General features: G+C 47.5%; 26 protein-coding genes. 9 read left to right on the top strand and 17 right to left on the bottom strand.

Annotation, left to right across the window (positions count from 1 at the left end; translation table 11 throughout):
* Position 1: 1 nt before the first annotated feature.
* Positions 2 to 334 carry a co-chaperone YbbN gene (locus tag NIES2104_RS21930; RefSeq protein WP_059000346.1) on the bottom strand — a complete coding sequence of 111 codons (333 nt, stop codon included), beginning with the start codon at positions 332 to 334 and terminating at the stop codon, positions 2 to 4.
* Between the two features lie 94 nt (positions 335 to 428).
* Between NIES2104_RS21930 and NIES2104_RS21925 the strand changes: the two genes are divergently transcribed.
* Entirely contained in the window at positions 429 to 815 is a 387-nt protein-coding gene (locus tag NIES2104_RS21925) for a hypothetical protein (RefSeq protein ID WP_059000345.1), read from the top strand.
* Here NIES2104_RS21925 and NIES2104_RS21920 read toward each other — a convergent pair.
* Both NIES2104_RS21920 and NIES2104_RS21915 read right to left on the bottom strand, forming a co-directional pair.
* Positions 812 to 1354 carry a DUF456 domain-containing protein gene (locus tag NIES2104_RS21920; protein WP_059000344.1) on the bottom strand — a complete coding sequence of 181 codons (543 nt, stop codon included), beginning with the start codon at positions 1352 to 1354 and terminating at the stop codon, positions 812 to 814. The genes NIES2104_RS21925 and NIES2104_RS21920 overlap by 4 nt on opposite strands.
* Positions 1355 to 1412: 58 nt before the next feature.
* A complete protein-coding gene (locus tag NIES2104_RS21915; protein ID WP_059000343.1) occupies positions 1413 to 1829 on the bottom strand; it encodes a hypothetical protein in 417 nt (138 codons plus the stop codon).
* 92 nt (positions 1830 to 1921) lie between these two features.
* Between NIES2104_RS21915 and NIES2104_RS21910 the strand changes: the two genes are divergently transcribed.
* A complete protein-coding gene (locus tag NIES2104_RS21910; RefSeq protein ID WP_059000342.1) occupies positions 1922 to 2500 on the top strand; it encodes a hypothetical protein in 579 nt (192 codons plus the stop codon).
* On the opposite strand, the gene NIES2104_RS21905 is transcribed toward NIES2104_RS21910, so the two are convergent.
* The gene (locus NIES2104_RS21905; protein WP_072218116.1) at positions 2478 to 3623 is read right to left on the bottom strand and encodes an extracellular solute-binding protein; all 1146 of its coding nucleotides are present in this window, start codon (positions 3621 to 3623) and stop codon (positions 2478 to 2480) included. The genes NIES2104_RS21910 and NIES2104_RS21905 overlap by 23 nt on opposite strands.
* A 21-nt stretch (positions 3624 to 3644) precedes the next feature.
* Positions 3645 to 4247, bottom strand: coding sequence for a phycobiliprotein lyase (locus tag NIES2104_RS21900; RefSeq protein ID WP_059000341.1), 603 nt, complete (start codon positions 4245 to 4247; stop codon positions 3645 to 3647).
* Positions 4248 to 4823: 576 nt separating this feature from the next.
* Here NIES2104_RS21900 and NIES2104_RS21895 point away from each other — a divergent pair.
* Complete coding sequence (locus tag NIES2104_RS21895) at positions 4824 to 5189, top strand: hypothetical protein (protein WP_059000340.1); 366 nt, start codon at positions 4824 to 4826, stop codon at positions 5187 to 5189.
* On the opposite strand, the gene cobT is transcribed toward NIES2104_RS21895, so the two are convergent.
* The 5 genes from cobT to NIES2104_RS21870 form a co-directional block, all read right to left on the bottom strand.
* Positions 5169 to 6245 carry a nicotinate mononucleotide-dependent phosphoribosyltransferase CobT gene (gene cobT, locus NIES2104_RS21890; RefSeq protein ID WP_059000339.1) on the bottom strand — a complete coding sequence of 359 codons (1077 nt, stop codon included), beginning with the start codon at positions 6243 to 6245 and terminating at the stop codon, positions 5169 to 5171. The two genes, NIES2104_RS21895 and cobT, sit on opposite strands and share 21 nt — an antisense overlap.
* The gene (locus NIES2104_RS21885; RefSeq protein ID WP_082690059.1) at positions 6238 to 6978 is read right to left on the bottom strand and encodes a DUF2232 domain-containing protein; all 741 of its coding nucleotides are present in this window, start codon (positions 6976 to 6978) and stop codon (positions 6238 to 6240) included. Before NIES2104_RS21885 ends, cobT begins: the two co-directional genes overlap by 8 nt.
* Positions 6971 to 7348, bottom strand: coding sequence for a hypothetical protein (locus NIES2104_RS21880; protein ID WP_202815103.1), 378 nt, complete (start codon positions 7346 to 7348; stop codon positions 6971 to 6973). Before NIES2104_RS21880 ends, NIES2104_RS21885 begins: the two co-directional genes overlap by 8 nt.
* Before the next feature lie 93 nt (positions 7349 to 7441).
* Positions 7442 to 7780, bottom strand: a complete 339-nt coding sequence (locus NIES2104_RS21875) for a hypothetical protein (protein WP_059000338.1) — start codon at positions 7778 to 7780, stop codon at positions 7442 to 7444.
* Positions 7781 to 7948: 168 nt separating this feature from the next.
* Entirely contained in the window at positions 7949 to 8821 is an 873-nt protein-coding gene (locus NIES2104_RS21870; protein WP_059000337.1) for an ABC transporter permease, read from the bottom strand.
* Positions 8822 to 8919: 98 nt separating this feature from the next.
* Between NIES2104_RS21870 and NIES2104_RS21865 the strand changes: the two genes are divergently transcribed.
* The gene (locus tag NIES2104_RS21865; RefSeq protein WP_059000336.1) at positions 8920 to 9474 is read left to right on the top strand and encodes a Uma2 family endonuclease; all 555 of its coding nucleotides are present in this window, start codon (positions 8920 to 8922) and stop codon (positions 9472 to 9474) included.
* Between the two features lie 72 nt (positions 9475 to 9546).
* On the opposite strand, the gene NIES2104_RS21860 is transcribed toward NIES2104_RS21865, so the two are convergent.
* Complete coding sequence (locus tag NIES2104_RS21860) at positions 9547 to 10074, bottom strand: FKBP-type peptidyl-prolyl cis-trans isomerase (RefSeq protein ID WP_059000335.1); 528 nt, start codon at positions 10072 to 10074, stop codon at positions 9547 to 9549.
* A gap of 37 nt (positions 10075 to 10111) precedes the next feature.
* On the bottom strand, positions 10112 to 10435 hold the full coding sequence (locus tag NIES2104_RS21855; RefSeq protein ID WP_059000334.1) for a phasin family protein: 324 nt from the start codon (positions 10433 to 10435) through the stop codon (positions 10112 to 10114).
* A gap of 137 nt (positions 10436 to 10572) precedes the next feature.
* On the opposite strand from NIES2104_RS21855, the gene NIES2104_RS21850 reads away from it, so the two are divergent.
* Complete coding sequence (locus NIES2104_RS21850) at positions 10573 to 11754, top strand: bifunctional 2-polyprenyl-6-hydroxyphenol methylase/3-demethylubiquinol 3-O-methyltransferase UbiG (protein WP_059000333.1); 1182 nt, start codon at positions 10573 to 10575, stop codon at positions 11752 to 11754.
* A gap of 17 nt (positions 11755 to 11771) precedes the next feature.
* On the opposite strand, the gene NIES2104_RS21845 is transcribed toward NIES2104_RS21850, so the two are convergent.
* Positions 11772 to 12263, bottom strand: coding sequence for a hypothetical protein (locus NIES2104_RS21845; protein WP_156427019.1), 492 nt, complete (start codon positions 12261 to 12263; stop codon positions 11772 to 11774).
* Positions 12264 to 12430: 167 nt separating this feature from the next.
* On the bottom strand, positions 12431 to 12595 hold the full coding sequence (locus tag NIES2104_RS30960; protein WP_072218115.1) for a metallothionein: 165 nt from the start codon (positions 12593 to 12595) through the stop codon (positions 12431 to 12433).
* A gap of 165 nt (positions 12596 to 12760) precedes the next feature.
* Here NIES2104_RS30960 and asnB point away from each other — a divergent pair, with 165 nt between their 5' ends.
* Both asnB and NIES2104_RS21835 read left to right on the top strand, forming a co-directional pair.
* A complete protein-coding gene (asnB, locus tag NIES2104_RS21840) occupies positions 12761 to 14800 on the top strand; it encodes an asparagine synthase (glutamine-hydrolyzing) (RefSeq protein WP_059000331.1) in 2040 nt (679 codons plus the stop codon).
* A 237-nt stretch (positions 14801 to 15037) separates the two neighbouring features.
* On the top strand, positions 15038 to 16516 hold the full coding sequence (locus NIES2104_RS21835) for a NarK family nitrate/nitrite MFS transporter (RefSeq protein ID WP_059000330.1): 1479 nt from the start codon (positions 15038 to 15040) through the stop codon (positions 16514 to 16516).
* Here NIES2104_RS21835 and NIES2104_RS21830 read toward each other — a convergent pair.
* Together NIES2104_RS21830 and NIES2104_RS21825 are read right to left on the bottom strand one after the other, a co-directional pair.
* Positions 16513 to 17034, bottom strand: coding sequence for a hypothetical protein (locus NIES2104_RS21830; RefSeq protein WP_059000329.1), 522 nt, complete (start codon positions 17032 to 17034; stop codon positions 16513 to 16515). The two genes, NIES2104_RS21835 and NIES2104_RS21830, sit on opposite strands and share 4 nt — an antisense overlap.
* A 140-nt stretch (positions 17035 to 17174) precedes the next feature.
* Positions 17175 to 18809: an alpha-D-glucose phosphate-specific phosphoglucomutase gene (locus NIES2104_RS21825; protein ID WP_059000328.1), complete on the bottom strand. Its 1635-nt coding sequence runs from the start codon at positions 18807 to 18809 to the stop codon at positions 17175 to 17177.
* Positions 18810 to 18967: 158 nt separating this feature from the next.
* Here NIES2104_RS21825 and NIES2104_RS21820 point away from each other — a divergent pair, with 158 nt between their 5' ends.
* Positions 18968 to 19432, top strand: a complete 465-nt coding sequence (locus NIES2104_RS21820) for a hypothetical protein (RefSeq protein WP_059000327.1) — start codon at positions 18968 to 18970, stop codon at positions 19430 to 19432.
* Positions 19433 to 19434: 2 nt separating this feature from the next.
* Complete coding sequence (locus tag NIES2104_RS21815) at positions 19435 to 20010, top strand: glutathione S-transferase family protein (RefSeq protein WP_059000326.1); 576 nt, start codon at positions 19435 to 19437, stop codon at positions 20008 to 20010.
* Between the two features lie 60 nt (positions 20011 to 20070).
* Here the strand turns inward: NIES2104_RS21815 and NIES2104_RS30615 are convergent, their stop codons facing one another.
* Positions 20071 to 20208, bottom strand: coding sequence for a photosystem II reaction center protein K (locus tag NIES2104_RS30615; protein WP_063270214.1), 138 nt, complete (start codon positions 20206 to 20208; stop codon positions 20071 to 20073).
* Positions 20209 to 20286 lie beyond the last annotated feature (78 nt).

The following is a 20286-nucleotide window of genomic DNA, read 5'->3' as shown; positions in this document are numbered from 1 at the left end:
CTCAAGCGGTGACTAAGTTCTCATTTAAAAAGGCTTCGAGTTTCTGTTTAGTCATGACCCCTTCAGCAGACTGAACAATCTCGCCATTTTTCACAATACGAAAAGCTGGAACTCCTTCGACTTGACATTTCGCCACACTTTCTGGATTCGGATCAACTTCCATTTTGATCACTTTTAAGCGATCGCCATAATTAACCGCGATCGAATCCATCACCGGAGGCAATAAGCGACACGGACCACACCACGATGCCCAAAAATACACTAGAACAGGCTGAGCGGCGTTCATCACCTCAGTTTCAAACTCGGCATCTCCAATCACAAGAACGCTACCCATATCAACACTCTCAAACAACGGCTCTCTGATTTTAAAGCCCTTCGCTCCTTCTGTGGATCTGGCATACTAAAACAGTACCGATTGAATTGCCCCTATGTTCGGAACCTTTCAACAAAGCAGTCTGAGAATCGAGGTTAATGCTTCAGAGGAAACGTTGGCAAAAAGCCTCACTCAGGTCAAAGAATTACAAAGCTGGCTCTGGTTTGAGCGATTTTCGATCGGAATTGCAGATACGCTAACCCCTGGCACCAGACTCACGGGTAGAGTTGGACTGGTCACGATTCAGCACGAGGTCGAATTATCCGAGCCGAATCGCATTCGATTTTTGCTCAGTCAAGGAATCGATGGCTTTCACGAATGGGCTTGGGGCGATGGTTGGATACAGTCGCGCATCGAAGGAGTTTCGTTGCTGCCGATTAATTTAGGACAGACTGCGACATTGTTGAGTTTGAAGCAATATTTGAGCGGTCGATCGAGCTAATTCATCATCTGTTGTACAGCGGCTTGAACCTGCGGAAATGTCGTCAGGATGAAAATTCCGACCGTGACGATCGCTAAAACGCCCTGAACTAAGTTACCAACCACTGAACCGACCACGATTCCAATTCCGGCTTTGACCGCAATCATGGCATCTTTGCGGTAGAGAAATTCACCCACGATCGCGCCTACTAACGGACCAAAAAACAGCCCGATAATTGGACCTAACGGACCGCCGATCGGTAAAGTCGGCAGAAATCCCAGAAACCCAAGAATAAATCCGACAAACGCGCCGATCTGCCCCCAGTTACTCGCTCCAGCTTTTTTCGCACCCCAATAGGTCGCCAGAAAATCAATTCCAAAACTGAGCAGAAGAACCACAACACCGACTGCCAGCGCAACAGTCACATCCGCAAATCCTCGCACTGCACCCCAAATCACGATCGCTGCCAAAATCAAACTCGTTCCCGGAATTCCCGGAACCACCGCGCCAACAATTCCAATCAACATTGTCAGCAGCAACACACAATACAGAGCAACCATTGTCCTTGAGTTTGTAGGGGTTTGAGAATAAGGTAGCGTATCGCGGGTGCAAATTGGATCATCGCCAGTAGGGTTTTCCTTTCCAGAACACACCCAGAACCACACAAATGAAAGATTCAAATGTCAGCGGTGGCAGTAAAAGTTGCGGAAAGACAACGAGAAACGATCGCAGCCACAACCACAAAGCAAGACAAGGCACTAACGCCCAAAGACTAGAGTTACTAATCACAATTTGGCGAAACCAGCGTTCCATCACTGCGACTCCTAAGGCTCCCACTCCGACGGCTGCACCTAATACAATCACAAACGCAAAGGGTGAATTCAGCAATTGAGCGATCGTGGGACGAATTGCCGGGACAGTCGCGATTTGGAAAAAGAGCCAATCGAACGCGATCGCGATACCAATTGTAAACAGTGACACTTGCAGCAATTCAATCCAGGGTAAGTATTTCAGACGACGGAGCGGATCGAACATAGGATTGGAATTTAAGAAAAATTAGACTACAACTGAGACAGACACTTTTACGTACTGACTCGCGTCAATTTGGCAAACTGCTCGAACTCAATATGACACATCCGATTCCTACCGTGGTACACCATTTCGCGATCGCCAGCTTGATTGTCGGTGTGACGAGCCAAAATGTACTGGCATCGTCATTGCAACCTTCGGCGGCTCCGTTTCAGCCTGAGATGTTTCAGAAAGGAATGTGCACTCCCACGACTCAGGGAATTACAAATACCACCATCAATCAGGCAGAGTTAACTGAGCCGAGTTTATGGTTAGTGCGTGATCAGATTGCGGCACAAGACAAATTTGGGCGGCGTTTGGTGAATGGCTGGCTCGTGTGTAATGGCGAGGCGGAAGCGAAGCGGGTGGATGTGGTCGTGAATGCTCAGCTTTGGAGCTTGTTGGATTACTTCGATCGATACGAGTTCCTCAATCGGTTTGGTCGGGTTACGGCTAGCTATGGCTACAATTTGCGGGTGTTTGACCCAGAAGGGCAGATGTTCGCTGCCTATACGTGCAGTTTCAGTTCAGATGTTGCCACCAAGCAAACGCCACCGAAAGCAATCACTTGTAACTCGTTCGATATGCTGGCAAAAACGAATTTCTGGTCGCCGATTAAACCGACGATCGGATTTTAGTCCAGAGCGATCGATATTGTTCGAGCGTAGTATCGCTAATAGGTTCGAGGAATTCAGAGCGATCAAGCGATTGGGCGGGTGGAACCAAGAGCGCGTTCTCTCTGAGTTGATCGGGAAGTGTAGCTGGATCGAGTGTCGAAAGAATCGGGGATGCGCCTTGACTGAGCAGTGAGAATTGTGGCGCGATCGACGGTTGCCAACAGAAATTAATCCATTGCCCGACTAAAGACTGTGCTGCCTTATCTTGATTCGGAACAACAGCGGGACGTACCCAAAGATCGGTAAATAAAGCGGTTCCAGAGCTTGGGAAAATCGCAGCGATCGACGGATTTCGTTTCATCGCTTGCAACACATCGGTAGACCATGCAACCGCCATCCAAATATCATCGACTAACAGTGATTGCAACACCGAATCAGAACTGTAGAATTTTGTTTGGCGATTTAATGCAGTGAGTTCTGCTTCGAGCGTTGGAATGGTGAGATTTGCGGTGTTGTAGGATTGACCGAGTTTTTTGAGGGTTAAACCAATAATTTCTCTGGGCTGATCCAGTAATCCAATTCGTCCGCGTAAATCTTCACGCCAGAGATCAGCCCAGTCTTTCGGTGGCGTGAGATTACGATCGCGAAAAATATCCGTCCGATACACAATCACCGTCGCACCCCAACGATACGGAGCGCCCCAAACTTGATTTTCGCGGGTGACGAGCTTTTTCCAGAGATCGGGCAGTTGATTCCACAATTGCCAAGTTTTCGGATCAAGGGGTTGAATTAATTGTTGTCGAATTGCCACAGACAGCCAATAATCGCCCATCGTGACCAGATCGGGAATCGTTGCTGGCTGCGACACAAACGGGAGATTAAACGAGCGATCGGGTTCCGGTTTTCCGCCTTGCCGCTTCCAACCTTGCAGAGCGGTGAAGAGCGTTTGTAGCTGGTCTGCGGGTTTGATATCGATCGATGTTTCTTTGAATTCAGTCAGTTGTTTGCGAAATTCGTTCGGGAATTGAAGCGGGATCGAATTTTTCAGCAAGCGAACTCGGAACGCTTTTTGGTCTGGACTATTACATCCGGTGAGCGTGGTGCTAAGGGCAGCAATTCCGAGGAGAAAACTACGTCGATCCATTCTGATTGGGGGTAAATCGTGCTAACTTTTCCGTTCTACCCCAAAACCGATCAAAGTGGTGACGGTTGGAACTTGTCCAGTTTCGGGGCGTTGATACGTGACGATCGTTCTCAGGCGCGTATCGGGTGAAATGAATCGCATTTGATCGACCGCAACTGATCGCTTATAATGCGTGGTCATTTCTAACGTTTGGCGGGTCGGTTGATACGTGAATCGTCCTGCGATCGCGCCTCCTTCCGAGTAGCCTTCATCACGCAGATAAAAGCCTTGAATCACATCCTCAGTCACTTCAGCCGCGACAGGTAGCGGTAATTTTGGAGCGTTGGAATGAGTGACCGCACTATCAGGAACGAATAAGGCTTTCAGACTCATCGAAACGCGATCGCCCGTTTCCGAAACCGTGTCAAACGCGATCGAGAATCCCGGAAAGATAAAACTCGTTGTGCGATCGATTTGCAAATTTTCATTTGGCATCAGGAGCTTGTCTTTCTCGTCATCGGTCAGCGGATTCACCTGAAACTCTGTGTAGGAGCGTTCGATTTCGCCGTTCTCCATGTAGTGATAGATGCGCTCGGTCTTCCACAATCCAGAACAGGCGTTGAAGAATTCTTGAAAATCCAGCATGACGAGTTTAGGCAAGGCGATCAAAGTGATTTTAGCTTAGATTGAAACGTCAATCGCGGAACTTGCAAAGAGGATGTTTGGTAGTCTCTTCGCTCTCGTTGTGCACCCGCCCTGAAATAAATTTCGGGCTAATGGTGGAAAGTCTACTGAAGTAGACTCAGATATCGTTTCAGTTTCTTAGTCCATTTCAATGGACTTTCGCCGGTTAGCCCGAAATTTATTTCAGGGCGGGATGTTGCAATGAACGAAACCTTCTCAAACATCCCTAAGCATGAGATAAAAACCAATTATTTTTAATAGAAGAATTCAATTTGTTTCTGTTGATAATTCAGTGACAATTTCGAGACAGTTTGAAGCGCGATCGCTCTTTCGTTTTGCTTTAGAATTCAGCATTTTATTTCCTTTAGGTTTAACCTTTGTTCATCTTTTGAAACTCAAGCTGAGTGAGTACTCATTGGTTTCTTTAGCTATATTTTGAATCCCCACAGAACGTTAAATGATTCAGGAATAAACCCCCCGATTCAAAATTCCTGTCCTACGATGAGGCGTAGAAAAGTAGGGGCAAAACGTGAACTAATGGACACTCTCCAAACCCAGATCAACGCTCTCAATAGCAAGGTAGATTCGCTGCACCAGATCATTGAACAATTAGGAGCGAATCTGACGCACGCCTTAACTGATATGCACTCTGATTCTCATACTGGAATTAGTCGATCGTCGTTCGGCACAACCAACGGACGATACAACTATTCCCGTCCTGATTCGTCAATGGAACACAAAGACGTTTTAGTGGATACTCACACGATTGATTCGTCCAGTCACAGTGGCGAAAAATCCCTTTCTCCAGAGATTCAAATTCAACGCCTCACCGCACAATTAACAGCCGCTTACAATCGCATTGCTGCACTCGAAGAACAACTTTTAGCGCAACGAGTTCATTGACTCAGATTTGACAATTAATTGTTCGATCGCGTCTAACAATTCAGCCTGTCCCCAGTTCTGAAACATCGAAGCCGCGATCGCACATCCTCCCGCACCAACTCCCTCTTTAACAAACCCCCGCTCATACGCTCGAAGTTGCTCCCACTGGGAATTCGCAAAACTTAATCGAGTCGCAATCAGGGTCGCATCGCCTAATAATTTCGCGAGTCCAACCGTGTCTCCGGTCGGATCTTCTGCCACCCAGCGGGTTGTTCCCACGACGATTTGATCTGAGGGTTGAATCGCTTGAATGAGCGCATAGACGGCTAACATTTGGGTTCCGCCTGCGAGCAGTACGCCGCACGATCGACTCGCAGCGATCGCCATTCCTGCCACCACAATTTGCATCGGATCACCGACTGCGGCAACGATCAAAAACGGATCATCGAACTTCGTGGATAGTCCTTGCTGTACCAGTTCCCATTTCTGCGCGTGATTGCAAACTGAATGACTGCTATTTACTTTTCCGATCGCATCAATTCCCAATCCGGTGAAAACTGCTAAAGCCGTTGTCGTTCCCCCGACAACACATTCACCCAGAATTAGATAATCCGCAGTTTGAGCGAGTTTTTCACCCCATTTCAAACCTTGCTCAAATAGATGATGAACGATTTGCAAATCGAGTGCTTTTCCAGTACTGACACATCGAGCGGGAGTCCCTTGTAGATCGATCGCATCAATCGAGGGCGATCGAGGTAATCCCGCATTAAAAACCGTTACCGGAATCTCTAATGCTTCAATCACAGCACGAGAAATATAGACCGGAGAAGCACCCACATGCAGCGGCGGTAGTGGAAATTTCGGGTTTAGCTGGACTCCGTTTACTAAAAATTCTGCATCTGCGATCGCGGTTAATTGTCGATCGTTTGGAGTCGCTCCGGCTGCTGAAATTCCTGGAATTAATCCGGTTTCTGTAAACCCTAAGACACAAGCGAAATGCGGCTTTTTTCCTTGATATCGATCGAGCCACGATCGCGCTTTTTGTTCCTGTGTGTAAATTGCGATCGCGTCATTCATTGTCAAAGATTACTTGCACCCACTGAGGCGGACGGGGAATCGGATTATCTAAGCGATCGAACAAGAACCAAGCCGCTAAATGAACCACAAAAAGATATACGGTATTAACCGCAATGATTGATAGAAATACAAATAATTGAACTAACTCTAGTGACGGCTGAATGAGCAATCCTAATAACGAGAAAATCCAATCTAAAAAGTTCGTGACTTGAATCGTGCCATACTGCCACAAATCATCACCGAGCAGAATCGAAACGAGCCACACTCTAAAGAACGCACCCAACACACCAAGTAACGTTCCCAGTGGAATCGAAACAAACCATTTCACCCGGCGATACCACAACGCGCCGAGCAACACTCCCATGAATCCATACGGCATCACATACTGGATGCTACGAACCGGAGCCATGAGCACCGAGAGGAGTAATCCCGCGATCGCGCATCCCATCCACGCCGCTCGACTACCCCACCGCAGATAAATCAATGCGATCGGAATCGGAAAAAAGATTTGCAGAAACGGACCCATCGGAAAATAAGTATTCACCAGCCACACTAAACTAGCAGCACTGGCTAGAAAGGCTGTTTCCACCATGACGATCGGACTATCAGGATCGACGCGACGACGCACCGGACGCTGTTCTTCTAAATCCGGCTCTGGATCAACATCAGGAATCCAGTCCTCATCGAGTTCGGTCGGATCGATCCGGCGATCGTCTTTAGGCGTTTCAGTCATTGAACTTGATTGTCGTGGGCTGTTCTACTCTAGTGCAAATTCTGACTAAAGCGCGTAACAGTTCCCGGATTTGTGTTTGGCAAAAAAATGATACGAGATTTGTGACCAAACACAAACTTCCTAAGCTCAGCAAAATATAAGTTGGAGGCATCACCACCCCGATCAAAAACCAGGTAAGAACGTGCAGCACCATAATCCCTGAGAACAAGGAAGCGATTCCTGCGGCGATAAAAACCTGATGGCGCGATCGACCTAACCCCGTGAGCGTTAATGTCAGCGAAGTTGTCAGCAAATTGGCAGGAACGAGAAACGCGCAAATTCCTACACAGTTCGATCGAGAGAATTCAAACAGAGCATTAAAATCCAGCATTCTAAACTCGCGTCGCGACAAACTTCCCTCAATGGTCGCATCGAGATTTCAGATGTACGTCGATCGTCAATCAAACTTTACGAAGTTGTGTGATTAAAGATGGTCTTTCAGAAAATTCAAATCTAGCCTTTCTTCCCAAGGCGGTTCTGGATAGAGCATCGACAGATGATAGTCGATATCTTGTTCCACCTCGTTCATGTCTACGCGATCGAACCAGCCCGACATAATTTCTAAATCGCGATCGCGCAACGGCGAAATTGGCGCAGCATGATCATATTGTTTTTCTCGATACGGACGGCGATTGACCGTCTTCACATGTCGCCAGGGGTTGACAAGCGGAGGATCTAAACTGAGGCGGTTTGGTGAAGGTTCGACCTCGGAGAGTGGAGCATCCTCGAATGTATCTAAATCACCAGAAGAAAGATTGAGCATGAGACTGATCAGATAGAGGGGGGCAAAACGTGATCAAATTCTGAGAAACGCCCTGAAGTCAAATCTGAGATAAAGCGATTACTAACACCGTATCGATAAATGTACAGAAACTCAATCGATCTTTTGTGATGTGCCAAATCAATGAGGGTTTCTAGTTCTTTTGGCACCTTAACGAGTTTTACGATCGACAAATTCGTTTAGCCCTTCCCCAAACAAAGACAACCCCACCACCATTAACGTCATCGCCAATCCTGGAAACAGCGCCGTCCACCAAATTCCCCCGGTTGAAAGCGCGTCGAGTGCTTCTCTCAAATCATGTCCCCATTCTGGCACTTCATCCGGCAATCCCAGACCCAGAAATCCCAACCCACCTAAGGTTAAAATCGCATCTGCCGCATTCAAGGTAAACAAAACGGGTACGCTCTGAATCACATTTGCAAACAAATACTTAGATAAAACTCGCCACGTAGAAGCCCCCATCGCTTGAGCCGCTTCGATGAATAGTTCAGTTTTCACACTGACCGTTTGATTCCGAACGACTCGATAGTATTGAGGAACATATGCGATACTCAACGCGATCGCTGCATTAAAAACACCTCTTCCAACCACAAACGCCAGCGTGACCGAAAGCAACAATCCCGGCAGCGTGTAAATCGTATCCATCAAGAACAACAAAGCTCGATCGAGTCTTCCACCCCGATAGCCGCTCACCATTCCCAACGGCACCCCCACGATCAAGCTCAACGCCGTTGCTAGAATCACCACTTGAATCGCGGCTTGTGTCCCAAACAACGTTCGAGAAAAGACATCGTAACCCAAGCTAGACGTGCCAAACCAATACTTCAGACTGGGTGCTGCATGAGGCGGATTGTCGAGGAACTCAGTCGGGTTTTGAATCAGCCCGATCGCGCTCAAAATTGGTGCGAGAAGTGCGATCGCAATAAAAACCACAACTATCACCGCCCCGATTCGCATCATTTGACGAGAAAGTGACGGGCGTTCGGTGGCATTGAGAAGGCGGGGAAGGCGGATCGAAGTCATGGGGTAGAACGATCATAGATTGATTCGCCTATGATACTGGCATTGGGAAAAGGTTCGATCGCAAGCGAAAATAGAATGTGAGTTCTCAGGAGGTTGTTATGTCTCTCACGGTAAAAGACCTGGAAATCGTGCAGGCTCAACTCAAAGATGCCAATGATTACCGAATTGAACTGATTGATGGAGAAATTGTTTTAATGAGTCCGTCTGGATACGAATCTGACGAGGTTGCCTCTGAGTTTGGCGCACAGTTACGCAACTGGGTAAGACCTCGTAAACTTGGACGAGTCACGGGTGCGGGTGCGGGATTTGTTTTACCCGATGCTGATACCCGCGCTCCAGATGTCTCGTTTGTTCAAGCTGAGCGATTGCGTCGGAGTCCTGAAAGTTTTGCAGAACTTGCACCGGATTTAATGGTCGAGGTGAGATCTCCGACGGATAGTTTGAAAGGACTCCGGGCGAAAATCGATCGATTTCTGGCACAAGGAACGAGAGTAGGTATCTTGATTCATCCGAAGCAGCGATGGGTGGAAGTTCGTCGATCGAATACCGAACCTGTGACGCTAAAAGATGGCGATGTATTGACAATTCCAGATTTGTTGCCAGGTTGGGAAGTGCAAATCTCGGAATTGTGGTCGCCTGTGTTTGAAGATTAGACAGCGATCGAGTTAAAAAACAAACTCCCCAGCTTTGACACTGGAGAGCTTGAAAAATCGATCAGTTCAGAATTAGCCCACCTTGAGCAATTCCACATCGAATAACAGCGTCGAATTCGGGGGAATCGGACCAATCCCACGACTGCCGTATCCCAACTCTGCGGGAATCTCTAACATTCGCCGACCGCCGACCTTCATCGTGCCGACCCCTTCATCCCAGCCCTTGATCACTTGACCTACACCGATCTTGAACTTGAACGGCTGACCTCGATCGCGGGAACTATCAAATTTCGTGCCATCGGTCAAAGTCCCCGTGTAATGTACCGTCACGACTTGACCGGGTTCAGGAGTTGCACCCGTCCCTTCGACCACATCGGTATACTTCAGCCCCGAAGCGGTCGTGACTGATTCTTTGTTGTCAGGATTTGGAGTCGTCATCGGTTTTAGATCAGCAGCTTGGGCGATTTGTACAATGGGAGCAGCTTCGGTTTCGGGTAAATTGAGCGCGATCGCGCTGTCACGGGAACCCGTTACTTGTGCCACAATCAGCAGCACCACACAGACCACCATTACCCCGAAGCTGATCAAAATCTCTCTCATCGATCAGTCCTCTCGAATATGCTTTTCAATTTTGGCACTATTTCCAGAGTTTATTTTCTAAATCGCGCAGTTGACGCTCTAAGCGATCGAGTCTTCCGCGCAGTTCGTCCATTTCCGCTTGGCGGGGAACACCCAAATCCATCAACATATTGCGGAGTTGCCGCTGCATTTGAGCCTCAAAGCCGCCTTGTTCGGTTTTGATCTGGCTCATTAGATCATCGACAAAGCCCTTTGCCTGATCGGGGTTGAGTTTGCCGTCCTTGACCCACTGATCGCCAACTTCTTTGAGCTTTTCCGCCACGATAGAAGTCGTCCCCACACCAAGCATCAGAAGTTGCGTGACCCAATTGTTGTTATCCATGATATTTGATCGATCGATTCAGTTTCGTCCATTGTGGCAAATCTCGATCGATTCACGCTATGACGGTTTCCCGTCAACAAGGGCACGTCGGATGAGACACTAGATCTATCACCCGCTTGCTGTATTTTTCCTGAATCATGTCTGACTCTCAAACGATTAGTGCTGCGGTTGCGGCGCTTTATAACACTTATCCTTTTCCGCCTGAACCTCTCTTAGATGAGCCGCCCCCCGGTTACAACTGGCGCTGGAATTGGCTTGCTGCTTATAGCTTCTGTACTGGGCAAAAACCAAAACGTCAGGATATCCGGATTCTCGATGCAGGTTGCGGAACTGGGGTCGGAACTGAATATTTGGTGCATTTGAATCCTCAAGCTCAAGTGACGGGGATTGATTTGAGTTCGGGAGCGCTGTCTGTGGCGCGAGAACGATGTCAACGATCGGGAGCCGATCGCGTCGAGTTCCATCATTTAAGTCTGTACGATGCGGATCAGGTGTCAGGGCAGTTTGATTTGATTAACTGTGTGGGTGTGCTGCATCACTTACCTGATCCGATTCGGGGAATTCGATCGCTTGCCCCAAAACTTGCGTCCGGTGGATTGTTTCACATTTTCGTGTATTCGGAATTGGGACGACGCGAGATTCAACTGATGCAGGAAGCGATCGCGCTTTTACAGTCGGATCGTTCGGATTATCGGGAAGGAGTCGCGATCGGGCGACAAATTTTCGCCTCATTGCCACCAAATAATCGGTTAGTGCGGCGGGAACAAGAACGCTGGTCGATGGAAAATACTCGCGATGAATGTTTCGCTGATATGTACGTGCATCCGCGTGAAGTCGATTACAACATTCATACCTTGTTTGAATTGATCGATGCTTCGGGATTGAAATTCTTAGGCTTCTCGAATCCGCGTCAGTGGGAAGCTTCTCGCTTGTTTAATCATCCTGATTTGCTGGAAAGAGCGGAGCATTTGAGCGATCGAGAAAGATACCGTTTAATCGAATTGCTTGATCCCGAATCCGTCACACATTACGAATTCTTTTTGGGTCGAGATCCCTTACCCTACTGCGATTGGAGTTCGGATGAGGCGTTATTGAACGCGATTCCTGAGCGTAGTCCTTGTATGGATGGTTGGGAAAGTCGCTGTTTGTTTAACTTCGACTATCAGATCATCAACTTACAAGAGGATGAGTTTGAGTTTATGAAGGCTTGCGATGGGAATCAGACGCGATCGACCAGAGAAATTCTTGAAGAAATTCCGATCTCGGTTGAGAAAGTGCGATCGCTGCAAGCCCAACAATTAATTCTGCTCAGTCCGTAACGGGATTGAGAACTGCTCTACTCGACGGTTTTCTTGACCGGAGCTTGGAGCAGTTCTAGATCTTTAATCCAAACTACGCCGCCTCCTTCAAACTCGACCGCAATTTGAATGTTTCCCGTGGATTGTTCTTTTTTGAAGTGAAAGGGAACCTCACAGGAATACCAGCCTGTTGTACCTCCGATCGCAATATGTCTTGAGAATGTCCAGCCTGCTACGTTTTGTCCCTTCAATTGCAGTTTTGCAGGTTTGTGGAGATTTGCCGATCGCATTTGAGCGCGACACGACAGCAGACATTCCTCAACATCCGGTGGCGCGACTTCAAACAGTAAAACAGTCCGCTCTCGATAAGATTCAATTCGCCAGCTTTCACCCGTGTCAACAATGCAATCTTGGGTGATGGGTCGATCGTTAAGGGTAAAGGCTCGAATTTGTTGGTAGGGTGCAGCCGGTTCGGGAACTTGCCAAAACTGATCGAGTTGTTTTACGCCTGTTGTGACAGCTTCGATCATAGAGACGAATCCAGCTTCGATGCCCGACTTTATACCTGATTCAATACTCGCCTTCAATTCATCAAACCAGTTAAACATATTGGCTGTGCGGTTCAGAAACTATCCTAATCTTCCCAAAAATCAAAAGAGATGGAGTATTTCCCCATCTCTAATTTTTTGAGTTTCGATTAGCAGTTACAGCCTTTGTGTCCGCAGTCGCCATGTCCGTCTGGATGTCCATTCGCGCAGGCATCGCTGCAATAGAACTTTTCGTCTTTCTGAACTGCGCCATCTGTCGAAACGATACATAGACAGGACTCACAAGCACATTTCATCTGAGTGACAGTTGCCATTTTAGTTTCTCCAAATCAATTACTTTTATCTTAACCTATGAACAACCATTCATATATTACAGAATCTAACTTGGGAAGCTTAAATTATTCCGATTAATAGATTTCTTGCAATGTGTTGCTGCATACAGTAAACAAATCCAGCTTCCCAGATGGAGGAAAGAGCGTATGTGTGGCATTGGTGGCATTTTCCAGCACGATCGACATCGACCGATTGATCCAGCAGTGCTCATCGGAATGGCGGCAATTCAGTCACATCGTGGTCCAGATGGCTGTGGTTGGAAAACGATCGAGGATTCTGGCGTGGGTTTCACTCATGCCCGCCTCGCAATTATTGATTTGAATGCCGATCGCGCTCGTCAACCGTTTGTGTCTGAAAATCAGGAAGTGATGATCGCTCACAATGGCGAATTCTACGACTACAAGCGGATTCGGGCAGATCTCACTTCACGCGGCTACCGATTCAAATCGAAAAGTGATACCGAATTATTGATGCACTTAACCGAGCGATTTGGATTAGAAGGGGCATTGCCACATCTGCGGGGAGAATTCGGATTTGCAGTTTATGAGAAAGAATACGATCGATTAACGCTAGTTCGCGATCGATTTGGAATCAAGCCGCTCTTCTGGGCAATGACATCAGAAGGCTTTGTGTTTGGTTCTGAAATTAAAGTGTTGTTTGCTCATCCTGCCGTGGAGCGCAAGATTTCACCTCATGGAGCTTACCATCAGTTAATGCAGCTTATGGTTCCCGGTACGACTGCGTTTGAGGGAGTTCATGCAGTACAACCGGGACAGATGGTAATTGTTGAGCGTGAAAATGATCAGCTTAGAGTTCGGACAAAAACGTATTGGGATTTGAACTTTCCGTTACTGAGCGATTGCGCAACTCAACACACTGACGAATACTATATTGAAACCTTGAGAGAACGGTTTATTGAAGCGATTCAACTGAAGTTAGAAGCGGATGTTCCAGTCGCTTGCTATCTATCTGGCGGAATTGATTCTTGCACGATTTTAGGAGTTGCTGCTGCTTGCCAACAGTCGCCAGTTAAAGCGTTTACGGTTGGATTTGACAATCAGGACTACGACGAAACTGAGATTTCAAAAGAAATGTCGAGAGCGGTTGGAGCCGATCAAGACATTGTGATGACGCGAGGTGGAGAATTATACGATCACTTTGCTCGTGCAATTTGGCATACAGAGCGGAGTATTTATAATACATTTACGATCGCTAAAATGCTCCTGAGTGATCATGTCCATCGAGCAGGCTACCGGGTAATTCTGACCGGAGAAGGTTCGGATGAACTATTCGCAGGTTATCCACAGTTGCGACTTGATATGATTCGGCATGGAATGAATGATGCCACTCCAGAAGAACGTGCAGATTTAGAAGCTTGGTTACAAGAAAGTAATCGATTGTTTCAAGGGAATTTACTAGCTCAAAAAACATTAGACGATCCAGCTTTAACTCAATTGGTGGGTTTTACTCCGAGTTGCTTACAATCTTGGTTATCAATGGGTTCGCAGGTTCCAGAATTGCTACATCCTGATCTTCGGGCTGCAACTTTGAACTATTCACCGGGAGAAGCGATCGCGGCTACGCTCGATCCATCTCAAATCTCAGGTAGACACCCACTTGATAAAGTTCAATACATTTGGATCAAAACTCAGTTTGAATCTCAGGTACTCGGCTGGGCAGGCGATCGCGTTGATATGGCGAATTCGATGGAAGCTCGTCCGCCATTTCTCGATCATCACTTGGTGGAATTTGCAGTCACTTTACCGCCATTGATGCGATTTCGAGGTAAGCGCGATAAGTATGTTTTGCGAGAAGCAATGAAAGGACTGTTGCCGAAAGCTTTGTACGATCGACAAAAATTCGCGTTCATGGCTCCGCCTTCTCACACTGATGTAGAGAAACAGCGAGCATTACGATCGCTCTGTGATTTGTATCTATCTAAAAGTGCGATCGCAGAAGCAGGATTACTCGATGTAGATGCGGTGAATCAAGTTCTCAAACGTCATGCTGATCCGAACACACCGCTTTCTACACGAACTCAGTTAGATGGCATGATCAATCATCTGCTGAGTGTGCAGCTATTACATCAACAGTTTGTAGCGGCGGATCTTCCAACCTTAGCAAAAGAGCGATCGCAGTCTCTGAACTGGCGAATTCAGCAGCCTGTTCTATCGGGAAGGCACTAATACTTTCAGAATGCAAAAGCCGCATGACATCGATTTGATCCCTGCAACTCGATCGTGATTTTGTTGCAATGAATACATTTATGGGAGTTGATGGCTTCTATAAATGTAGTCGTTGTTTCACTTCATTGTGCGATCGCATATCTATCTTGCGATCGACATTCACGAAAAAACCTTGCTACTTCCGCATCCGTCGCCAGCAAGGTTAGTCAGTTGTTTCTTTTCTAAAGGTATTCTACGATGCTGCGCGGATTATTGTCGTTTCGAGGTCCGTATCGGATCTTAAATTTTGCTTGGTTTGCTTTCTTCCTCACCTTTGTTGTTTGGTTTAACTATGCTCCGTTCTCGACAGTGATTCGCGAGGATCTGCATCTCACTGTGGCTCAAGCGAGAACAATCGGACTCTGTAACTTAGCGCTCACCATTCCCGCTCGGATTATCATCGGAATGTTGCTCGATCGCTTTGGTCCGAGAATTACTTATTCGTCATTGCTCGTTTATGCCGCCCTTCCCTGTTGGGCATTTGCAGCCGCGCAAACCTTTGATCAACTGGTTTGGAGCCGCTTAGCGATGGGGGTTGTCGGAGCAGGCTTTGTGGTGGGAATTCGCTTAGTTAACGAATGGTTCTCTTCTAAGCAGATTGGACTTGCACAAGGGATCTACGGCGGTTGGGGAAACTTTGGATCGTTTGCATCGGAAGCATTTTTGCCGATCGTTGCATTTGGATCAGCGTTTCTCTATTCAGGACATGAGAATTGGAGATTCGCGATCGCGCTTTCCGGTTTAGTTTCACTCATTTTCGGCATTCTGTTTTACATCAATGTTCGCGATACACCACCCGGTAAAGAGTATCAGCGTCCTGCCCGTGATGGTGGCATGGAAGTGACTTCGAGAAAGAGCTTCGGTGCATTGATTCTCACTAATATTCCATTGTTTGGTGCAATGGGTTTGATTGCATGGCGCTTACAGCTTGTGAAATTCCTTACACCGTCTGCGATGTATAGTGTTTGGGTTTGTTTGGCGCTGTTGTTTGCATTACAAGCTTATCAAGCGTTTCGAGTCAATCGTGAAGTAGTCCTAGGTCAGAAAAGCTATCCGAACAACGATCGCTATGAGATGGGGCAAGTCTTTGTGTTAGAGCTGGCGTATGCTGTGAGCTTCGGATCAGAATTAGCAGTGGTATCGATGCTGCCAGAGTTCTTTGAACATACTTTTAACCTCAGTCATCACATTGCAGGTCCAGTTGCTGCTACCTATCCATTGATGAATTTGGTGGCTCGTCCGGCGGGAGGGTTGATTTCAGATAAGATTGGTAGCCGGAAATGGACGCTCACCGCAATGATTGCGGGTGTTGGTATTGGCTATATGGTGATGAGTCAGATTCATGCAGACTTACCATTACCGATCGCGATTCTGCTAACAATGGGCTGTGCATTCTTTGTCTTCGGTGGTGCAGGTGCAACTTTCGGAATTGCTCCATTAATTAAGCGCAGTGTGACGGGTCAGATTGCTGGAAACGTTGGCGCTTATGGCAGTGTTGGATCAGTCCTTTATGCCACAACTTATAGTTTGTTGCCGCAAACCGTACAGGGGAATCAACTGTTTTTCCAAGTGTTAGGAATGGCGGGAATCGTGGTTGCATTCTTGTGTGCATTTTTGCTCAGAGAACCGAAGGCAACCAGGCAAGAGATAGCAGAAGCAGCAATGATGGCTCACTAACGTTTCACTCGAATCCCGCGAACATTACAATCGCGTAACCACAATTGAATCGCTTGTCCGATCGCTCCTTCACGGCTGTTTCGTGGGGGAGTGATTGGTTGATCGGGGGTTGTCGTACCAATACGAGTAAACATTAAAACAAGCTGCCAACCTTCTGAGGTGCGGGTGAGAAAGAGCCAGTGAAATTGTTGTAGGTCGATCGCTTTTCCGCTAACGGTTTCTCGTTCTAGCGTGGTGATGAAGGCTTGTTTTAGGGTGGGATCGATCGGTCGATCGCTGTTCAATGACAACGGTGCAAATTCTGGTCGTCCTGCTAGTACAACCGAATTTCTAGGAAGGCGAATGTTACCGAGGCGCGATCGAACAGTAATTCGATTGGCGTATCCAGGTAAATCTGGTAGAAGGGCTTGCACGAGGGGTTCGACCTCGGTAGGGCAGGCGATTCGGGCGGATTGGGCGGGGGAAATTGTCAGGAGATTCGCGATCGTGATTCCGATGGCAATAACGCGCCATTGCATGGTTTGTTTTCCTAATTTGAATCAATTGTGGAACAGGCATCTTGCCTGTTTCCCTAGGCGGGCAAGATGCCCACCCCACAATTACCCCATTATTTCGCAATTCGATGTGATCCCTAAATCGATCGATATCGAATCCAAAATCAGGTGATCACGGTCGGTTGATCCATCTCCGTCAATGATTTAATCTGCGCTACCGAATCGGCAATTTCAATCAATTCCGCCAATGCCACCTGTGGATCAGCTTCATGTTTCGACGGATCAGCCTCATACCGTTCTACATACAGTCGCAAAGTCGCGCCCTGTGTTCCCGTTCCCGACAATCGGAAAACAATTCTCGAACCATCGGTAAATCCGATTCGCACCCCTTGTTTCTGACTGACACTGCCATCGATCGGGTCAGTGTAGCTAAAATCATCACTGTACTCGACTTCATAGTTACCAAACTTCTGACCTTTCAGCGTTGGGAGCTTTTCTCTCAGTTGCGTGATTAGTGTATTAGCCCGATCGCTATCGATCGCTTCATAGTCATGTCGAGAATAATAGTTCCGTCCATACGTCCGCCAATGTTCTCGCATCAACTCTTCAACAGACTTTCCAGTGACCGCCAAAATGTTCAACCAAAACAAGACCGCCCATAAACCGTCTTTCTCTCGAATGTGGTTTGATCCGGTTCCAAAGCTTTCTTCACCGCAGAGAGTCGCCTTGCCAGCATCCAGAAGATTACCGAAAAACTTCCAGCCCGTGGGCGTTTCGTAGCAATCAATTCCGAGTTTTGCAGCCACGCGATCGGGCGCTTGTGAAGTGGGCATCGATCGAGCAATTCCCGCCAGTCCATTTCGATAGCCCGGAACTAGAGTTGCATTCGCTGCTAGTACCGCCAAACTATCACTTGGAGTCACAAAAAAGTGACGACCGAGAATCATATTACGATCGCCATCTCCATCCGAAGCCGCCCCAAAATCCGGAGCATTTTCACCAAAAAGAACTTCCACCAAATCATGAGCATAAACCAAGTTCGGATCAGGATGTCCGCCGCCAAAATCTTCCAGCGGAGTGCCATTTTGAACCGTTCCCTTTGGTGCGCCTAATCGACCTTCAAAAATTGCGTGAGCATAAGAACCCGTCACCGCATGGAGCGAATCCATGCACATCCGAAACTTTCCACCTGTCAGCAATTGACGAATACGATCGAAATCAAACAGCGATTCCATCAGTGCCGCGTAATCAATCACCGAATCGATCACTTCAACGGTCATTCCATCAAGCTGTGTCGTTCCGAGAATATCTAAATTCACATCGGAAGCATCAGAAATTTTGTACTCGGTGATGGTTTTACTGCGATCGTAAATCGCTTCAGTGACTTTCTCCGGCGCAGGTCCACCATTCCCAATGTTGTACTTAATCCCGAAATCGCCATCAGGACCGCCCGGATTGTGACTCGCAGACAAAATAATGCCGCCAAAAGCGTTGTACTTCCGAATCACGGCAGAAGTCGCAGGAGTCGAAAGAATCCCACCCTGACCCACTTTCACCCGCCCGAATCCATTCGCTGCCGCCATTTTGAGAATGATTTGAACGGCTTGCCGATTGTAGAAGCGACCATCGCCGCCCAGTACTAAAGTCTGTCCCGCAAAATCGCCAATACTATCGAAAATCGCTTGCACAAAATTTTCGAGATAGCGCGGTTGCTGAAAGACGGTTACGAGTTTTCGTAAGCCAGAAGTCCCCGGCTTTTGGTCAGAAAACGGCTGTGTTGTCACGGTGTTAAAGGTCATTCCAGTAGCTCTCTTCTGTGCGTCAAAGTTTTGCTGGCAAAATCATTGTCCTCTACTTTCGCACGCTGCGAGAACCACAGTTAAGAATTACGTCTTTCCAAAAATTGGGTCAGGTGCGCTTGATACGATCGTTCCAATATGACTATTCTCCTCAAATTATGACCGCAACGATTTCCTACCCACAGACCGCCGACCTCGCAAGCGATGATTACCTTGTCGTCGGTTTAGCTACTTGTTTTATCAAAGACGATGACGGTGTTCATGAAGTTCACGTCGTCGAACCCATTCCGTCCGCTGCTCTCGAAGCGATCGTCAAAGGCATTCCCACCTCTTACGAACTCGCAACCGCAACCACGATCGGCACTTTAATTACTGAAGACTCACTTCACCTGCCGGAGAACTTCCCCGCTGACGTGCAGTTTTGCGATGATTTCGCCTTTCGCGCCACTTCATCCGCTCGGACTTACAAAGCCAAAACGAGCGCTCAATCCTACATTCCCGCAGGCACAACCCGCACCGATTTTAATTTTTCAATCGATCGTAAGCGCGTCCTCAACTCACAGCGCATTGTCAAAACCGAAGATAATGTAAAACAACATAAGTACACTCACGAAGTTCTGTAAATATGCTGAAGCTGTATGGCGGTGCGCGGAGTCGAGCCTCGATCGTGCAATGGTATCTCGAAGAATTAGAGATACCCTACGAATTCATCCTGCTCGATATGCAAGCTGGAGAACACCGACAACCGAACTTTTGCGAAATCAATCCGTTCGCCAAAGTTCCCGCGATCGTAGACGGCGATCTCAAACTTTGGGAGTCGGGCGCAATTTTGCTGTATTTGCTCGATCGATATGGCAAGGCGGATCTAAATGAAAAAGCGAACACGTCCGCGTGCGCCAGAGGCATCGCAGCTCAGTGGGTTCTTTTTGCGAATGCCACTTTAGGACCCGGAATTTTCGTCGAAGCCAATCGAGAACGAGAAATGCCCCGCTTGATGAAGCCGCTTGACGAGATTTTTGGCAAGCGTGAATTTATTGCAGGCGATCAATTCACGGTTTCTGATGTCGCAGTCGGTTCGCTTCTCGCCTACATTCCGCTGATGTTACGACTCGATTTGAGCGAATACCCGAATGTGGTGAACTACATGAAGCGACTTGCAGAACGTCCAGCGTTTCAGAAAGCGATTGGTGGGCGAAAATAAACTCAACAAAAAAGGGGGTCAAAATCGCCCCCTCTTTTTTTATCGTTTTGTTCCAGTGATTTATTTGAAACCCACTGCCGCTTGCCACACAAACGCCAGCAACAAAAAGAAAACCGGAATCACAGGCAGGACATCCACCAGCGGATCAAAAATCGAATAAGCTTCGGGCAACTTTGCAAGTAGCATTACTGCTTCCATGACGCGATAACCTCTCCAACACAGGACTCATAATTGATACGGATTTTAACATGATTCGAGAGTCGTCTGAAGTTGATC

It is taken from the genome of Leptolyngbya sp. NIES-2104 (genome assembly GCF_001485215.1).
Classification (GTDB): Bacteria; Cyanobacteriota; Cyanobacteriia; order Leptolyngbyales; family Leptolyngbyaceae; genus Leptolyngbya.
The sequence above is the reverse complement of the archived record's forward strand: the minus strand, read 5'-3'. Positions and strand labels throughout refer to the sequence as shown.

Coding starts and splice junctions, on each gene's coding strand:
- cobT (WP_059000339.1), bottom strand. CDS start 6,245: ATGAATGACGCGATCGCAATTTACACACAGGAACAAAAAGCGCGATCG.
- NIES2104_RS21930 (WP_059000346.1), bottom strand. CDS start 334: ATGGGTAGCGTTCTTGTGATTGGAGATGCCGAGTTTGAAACTGAGGTG.
- asnB (WP_059000331.1), top strand. CDS start 12,761: ATGTGTGGCATTGGTGGCATTTTCCAGCACGATCGACATCGACCGATT.
- NIES2104_RS21835 (WP_059000330.1), top strand. CDS start 15,038: ATGCTGCGCGGATTATTGTCGTTTCGAGGTCCGTATCGGATCTTAAAT.
- NIES2104_RS21895 (WP_059000340.1), top strand. CDS start 4,824: ATGGACACTCTCCAAACCCAGATCAACGCTCTCAATAGCAAGGTAGAT.
- NIES2104_RS21815 (WP_059000326.1), top strand. CDS start 19,435: ATGCTGAAGCTGTATGGCGGTGCGCGGAGTCGAGCCTCGATCGTGCAA.
- NIES2104_RS21845 (WP_156427019.1), bottom strand. CDS start 12,263: ATGATCGAAGCTGTCACAACAGGCGTAAAACAACTCGATCAGTTTTGG.
- NIES2104_RS30960 (WP_072218115.1), bottom strand. CDS start 12,595: ATGGCAACTGTCACTCAGATGAAATGTGCTTGTGAGTCCTGTCTATGT.
- NIES2104_RS21920 (WP_059000344.1), bottom strand. CDS start 1,354: ATGGTTGCTCTGTATTGTGTGTTGCTGCTGACAATGTTGATTGGAATT.
- NIES2104_RS21880 (WP_202815103.1), bottom strand. CDS start 7,348: ATGCTGGATTTTAATGCTCTGTTTGAATTCTCTCGATCGAACTGTGTA.
- NIES2104_RS21865 (WP_059000336.1), top strand. CDS start 8,920: ATGTCTCTCACGGTAAAAGACCTGGAAATCGTGCAGGCTCAACTCAAA.
- NIES2104_RS21825 (WP_059000328.1), bottom strand. CDS start 18,809: ATGACCTTTAACACCGTGACAACACAGCCGTTTTCTGACCAAAAGCCG.
- NIES2104_RS21885 (WP_082690059.1), bottom strand. CDS start 6,978: ATGACTGAAACGCCTAAAGACGATCGCCGGATCGATCCGACCGAACTC.
- NIES2104_RS21855 (WP_059000334.1), bottom strand. CDS start 10,435: ATGGATAACAACAATTGGGTCACGCAACTTCTGATGCTTGGTGTGGGG.
- NIES2104_RS21915 (WP_059000343.1), bottom strand. CDS start 1,829: ATGTTCGATCCGCTCCGTCGTCTGAAATACTTACCCTGGATTGAATTG.
- NIES2104_RS21875 (WP_059000338.1), bottom strand. CDS start 7,780: ATGCTCAATCTTTCTTCTGGTGATTTAGATACATTCGAGGATGCTCCA.
- NIES2104_RS21900 (WP_059000341.1), bottom strand. CDS start 4,247: ATGCTGGATTTTCAAGAATTCTTCAACGCCTGTTCTGGATTGTGGAAG.
- NIES2104_RS21905 (WP_072218116.1), bottom strand. CDS start 3,623: ATGGATCGACGTAGTTTTCTCCTCGGAATTGCTGCCCTTAGCACCACG.
- NIES2104_RS21830 (WP_059000329.1), bottom strand. CDS start 17,034: ATGCAATGGCGCGTTATTGCCATCGGAATCACGATCGCGAATCTCCTG.
- NIES2104_RS21925 (WP_059000345.1), top strand. CDS start 429: ATGTTCGGAACCTTTCAACAAAGCAGTCTGAGAATCGAGGTTAATGCT.
- NIES2104_RS30615 (WP_063270214.1), bottom strand. CDS start 20,208: ATGGAAGCAGTAATGCTACTTGCAAAGTTGCCCGAAGCTTATTCGATT.
- NIES2104_RS21870 (WP_059000337.1), bottom strand. CDS start 8,821: ATGACTTCGATCCGCCTTCCCCGCCTTCTCAATGCCACCGAACGCCCG.
- NIES2104_RS21820 (WP_059000327.1), top strand. CDS start 18,968: ATGACCGCAACGATTTCCTACCCACAGACCGCCGACCTCGCAAGCGAT.
- NIES2104_RS21860 (WP_059000335.1), bottom strand. CDS start 10,074: ATGAGAGAGATTTTGATCAGCTTCGGGGTAATGGTGGTCTGTGTGGTG.
- NIES2104_RS21850 (WP_059000333.1), top strand. CDS start 10,573: ATGTCTGACTCTCAAACGATTAGTGCTGCGGTTGCGGCGCTTTATAAC.
- NIES2104_RS21910 (WP_059000342.1), top strand. CDS start 1,922: ATGACACATCCGATTCCTACCGTGGTACACCATTTCGCGATCGCCAGC.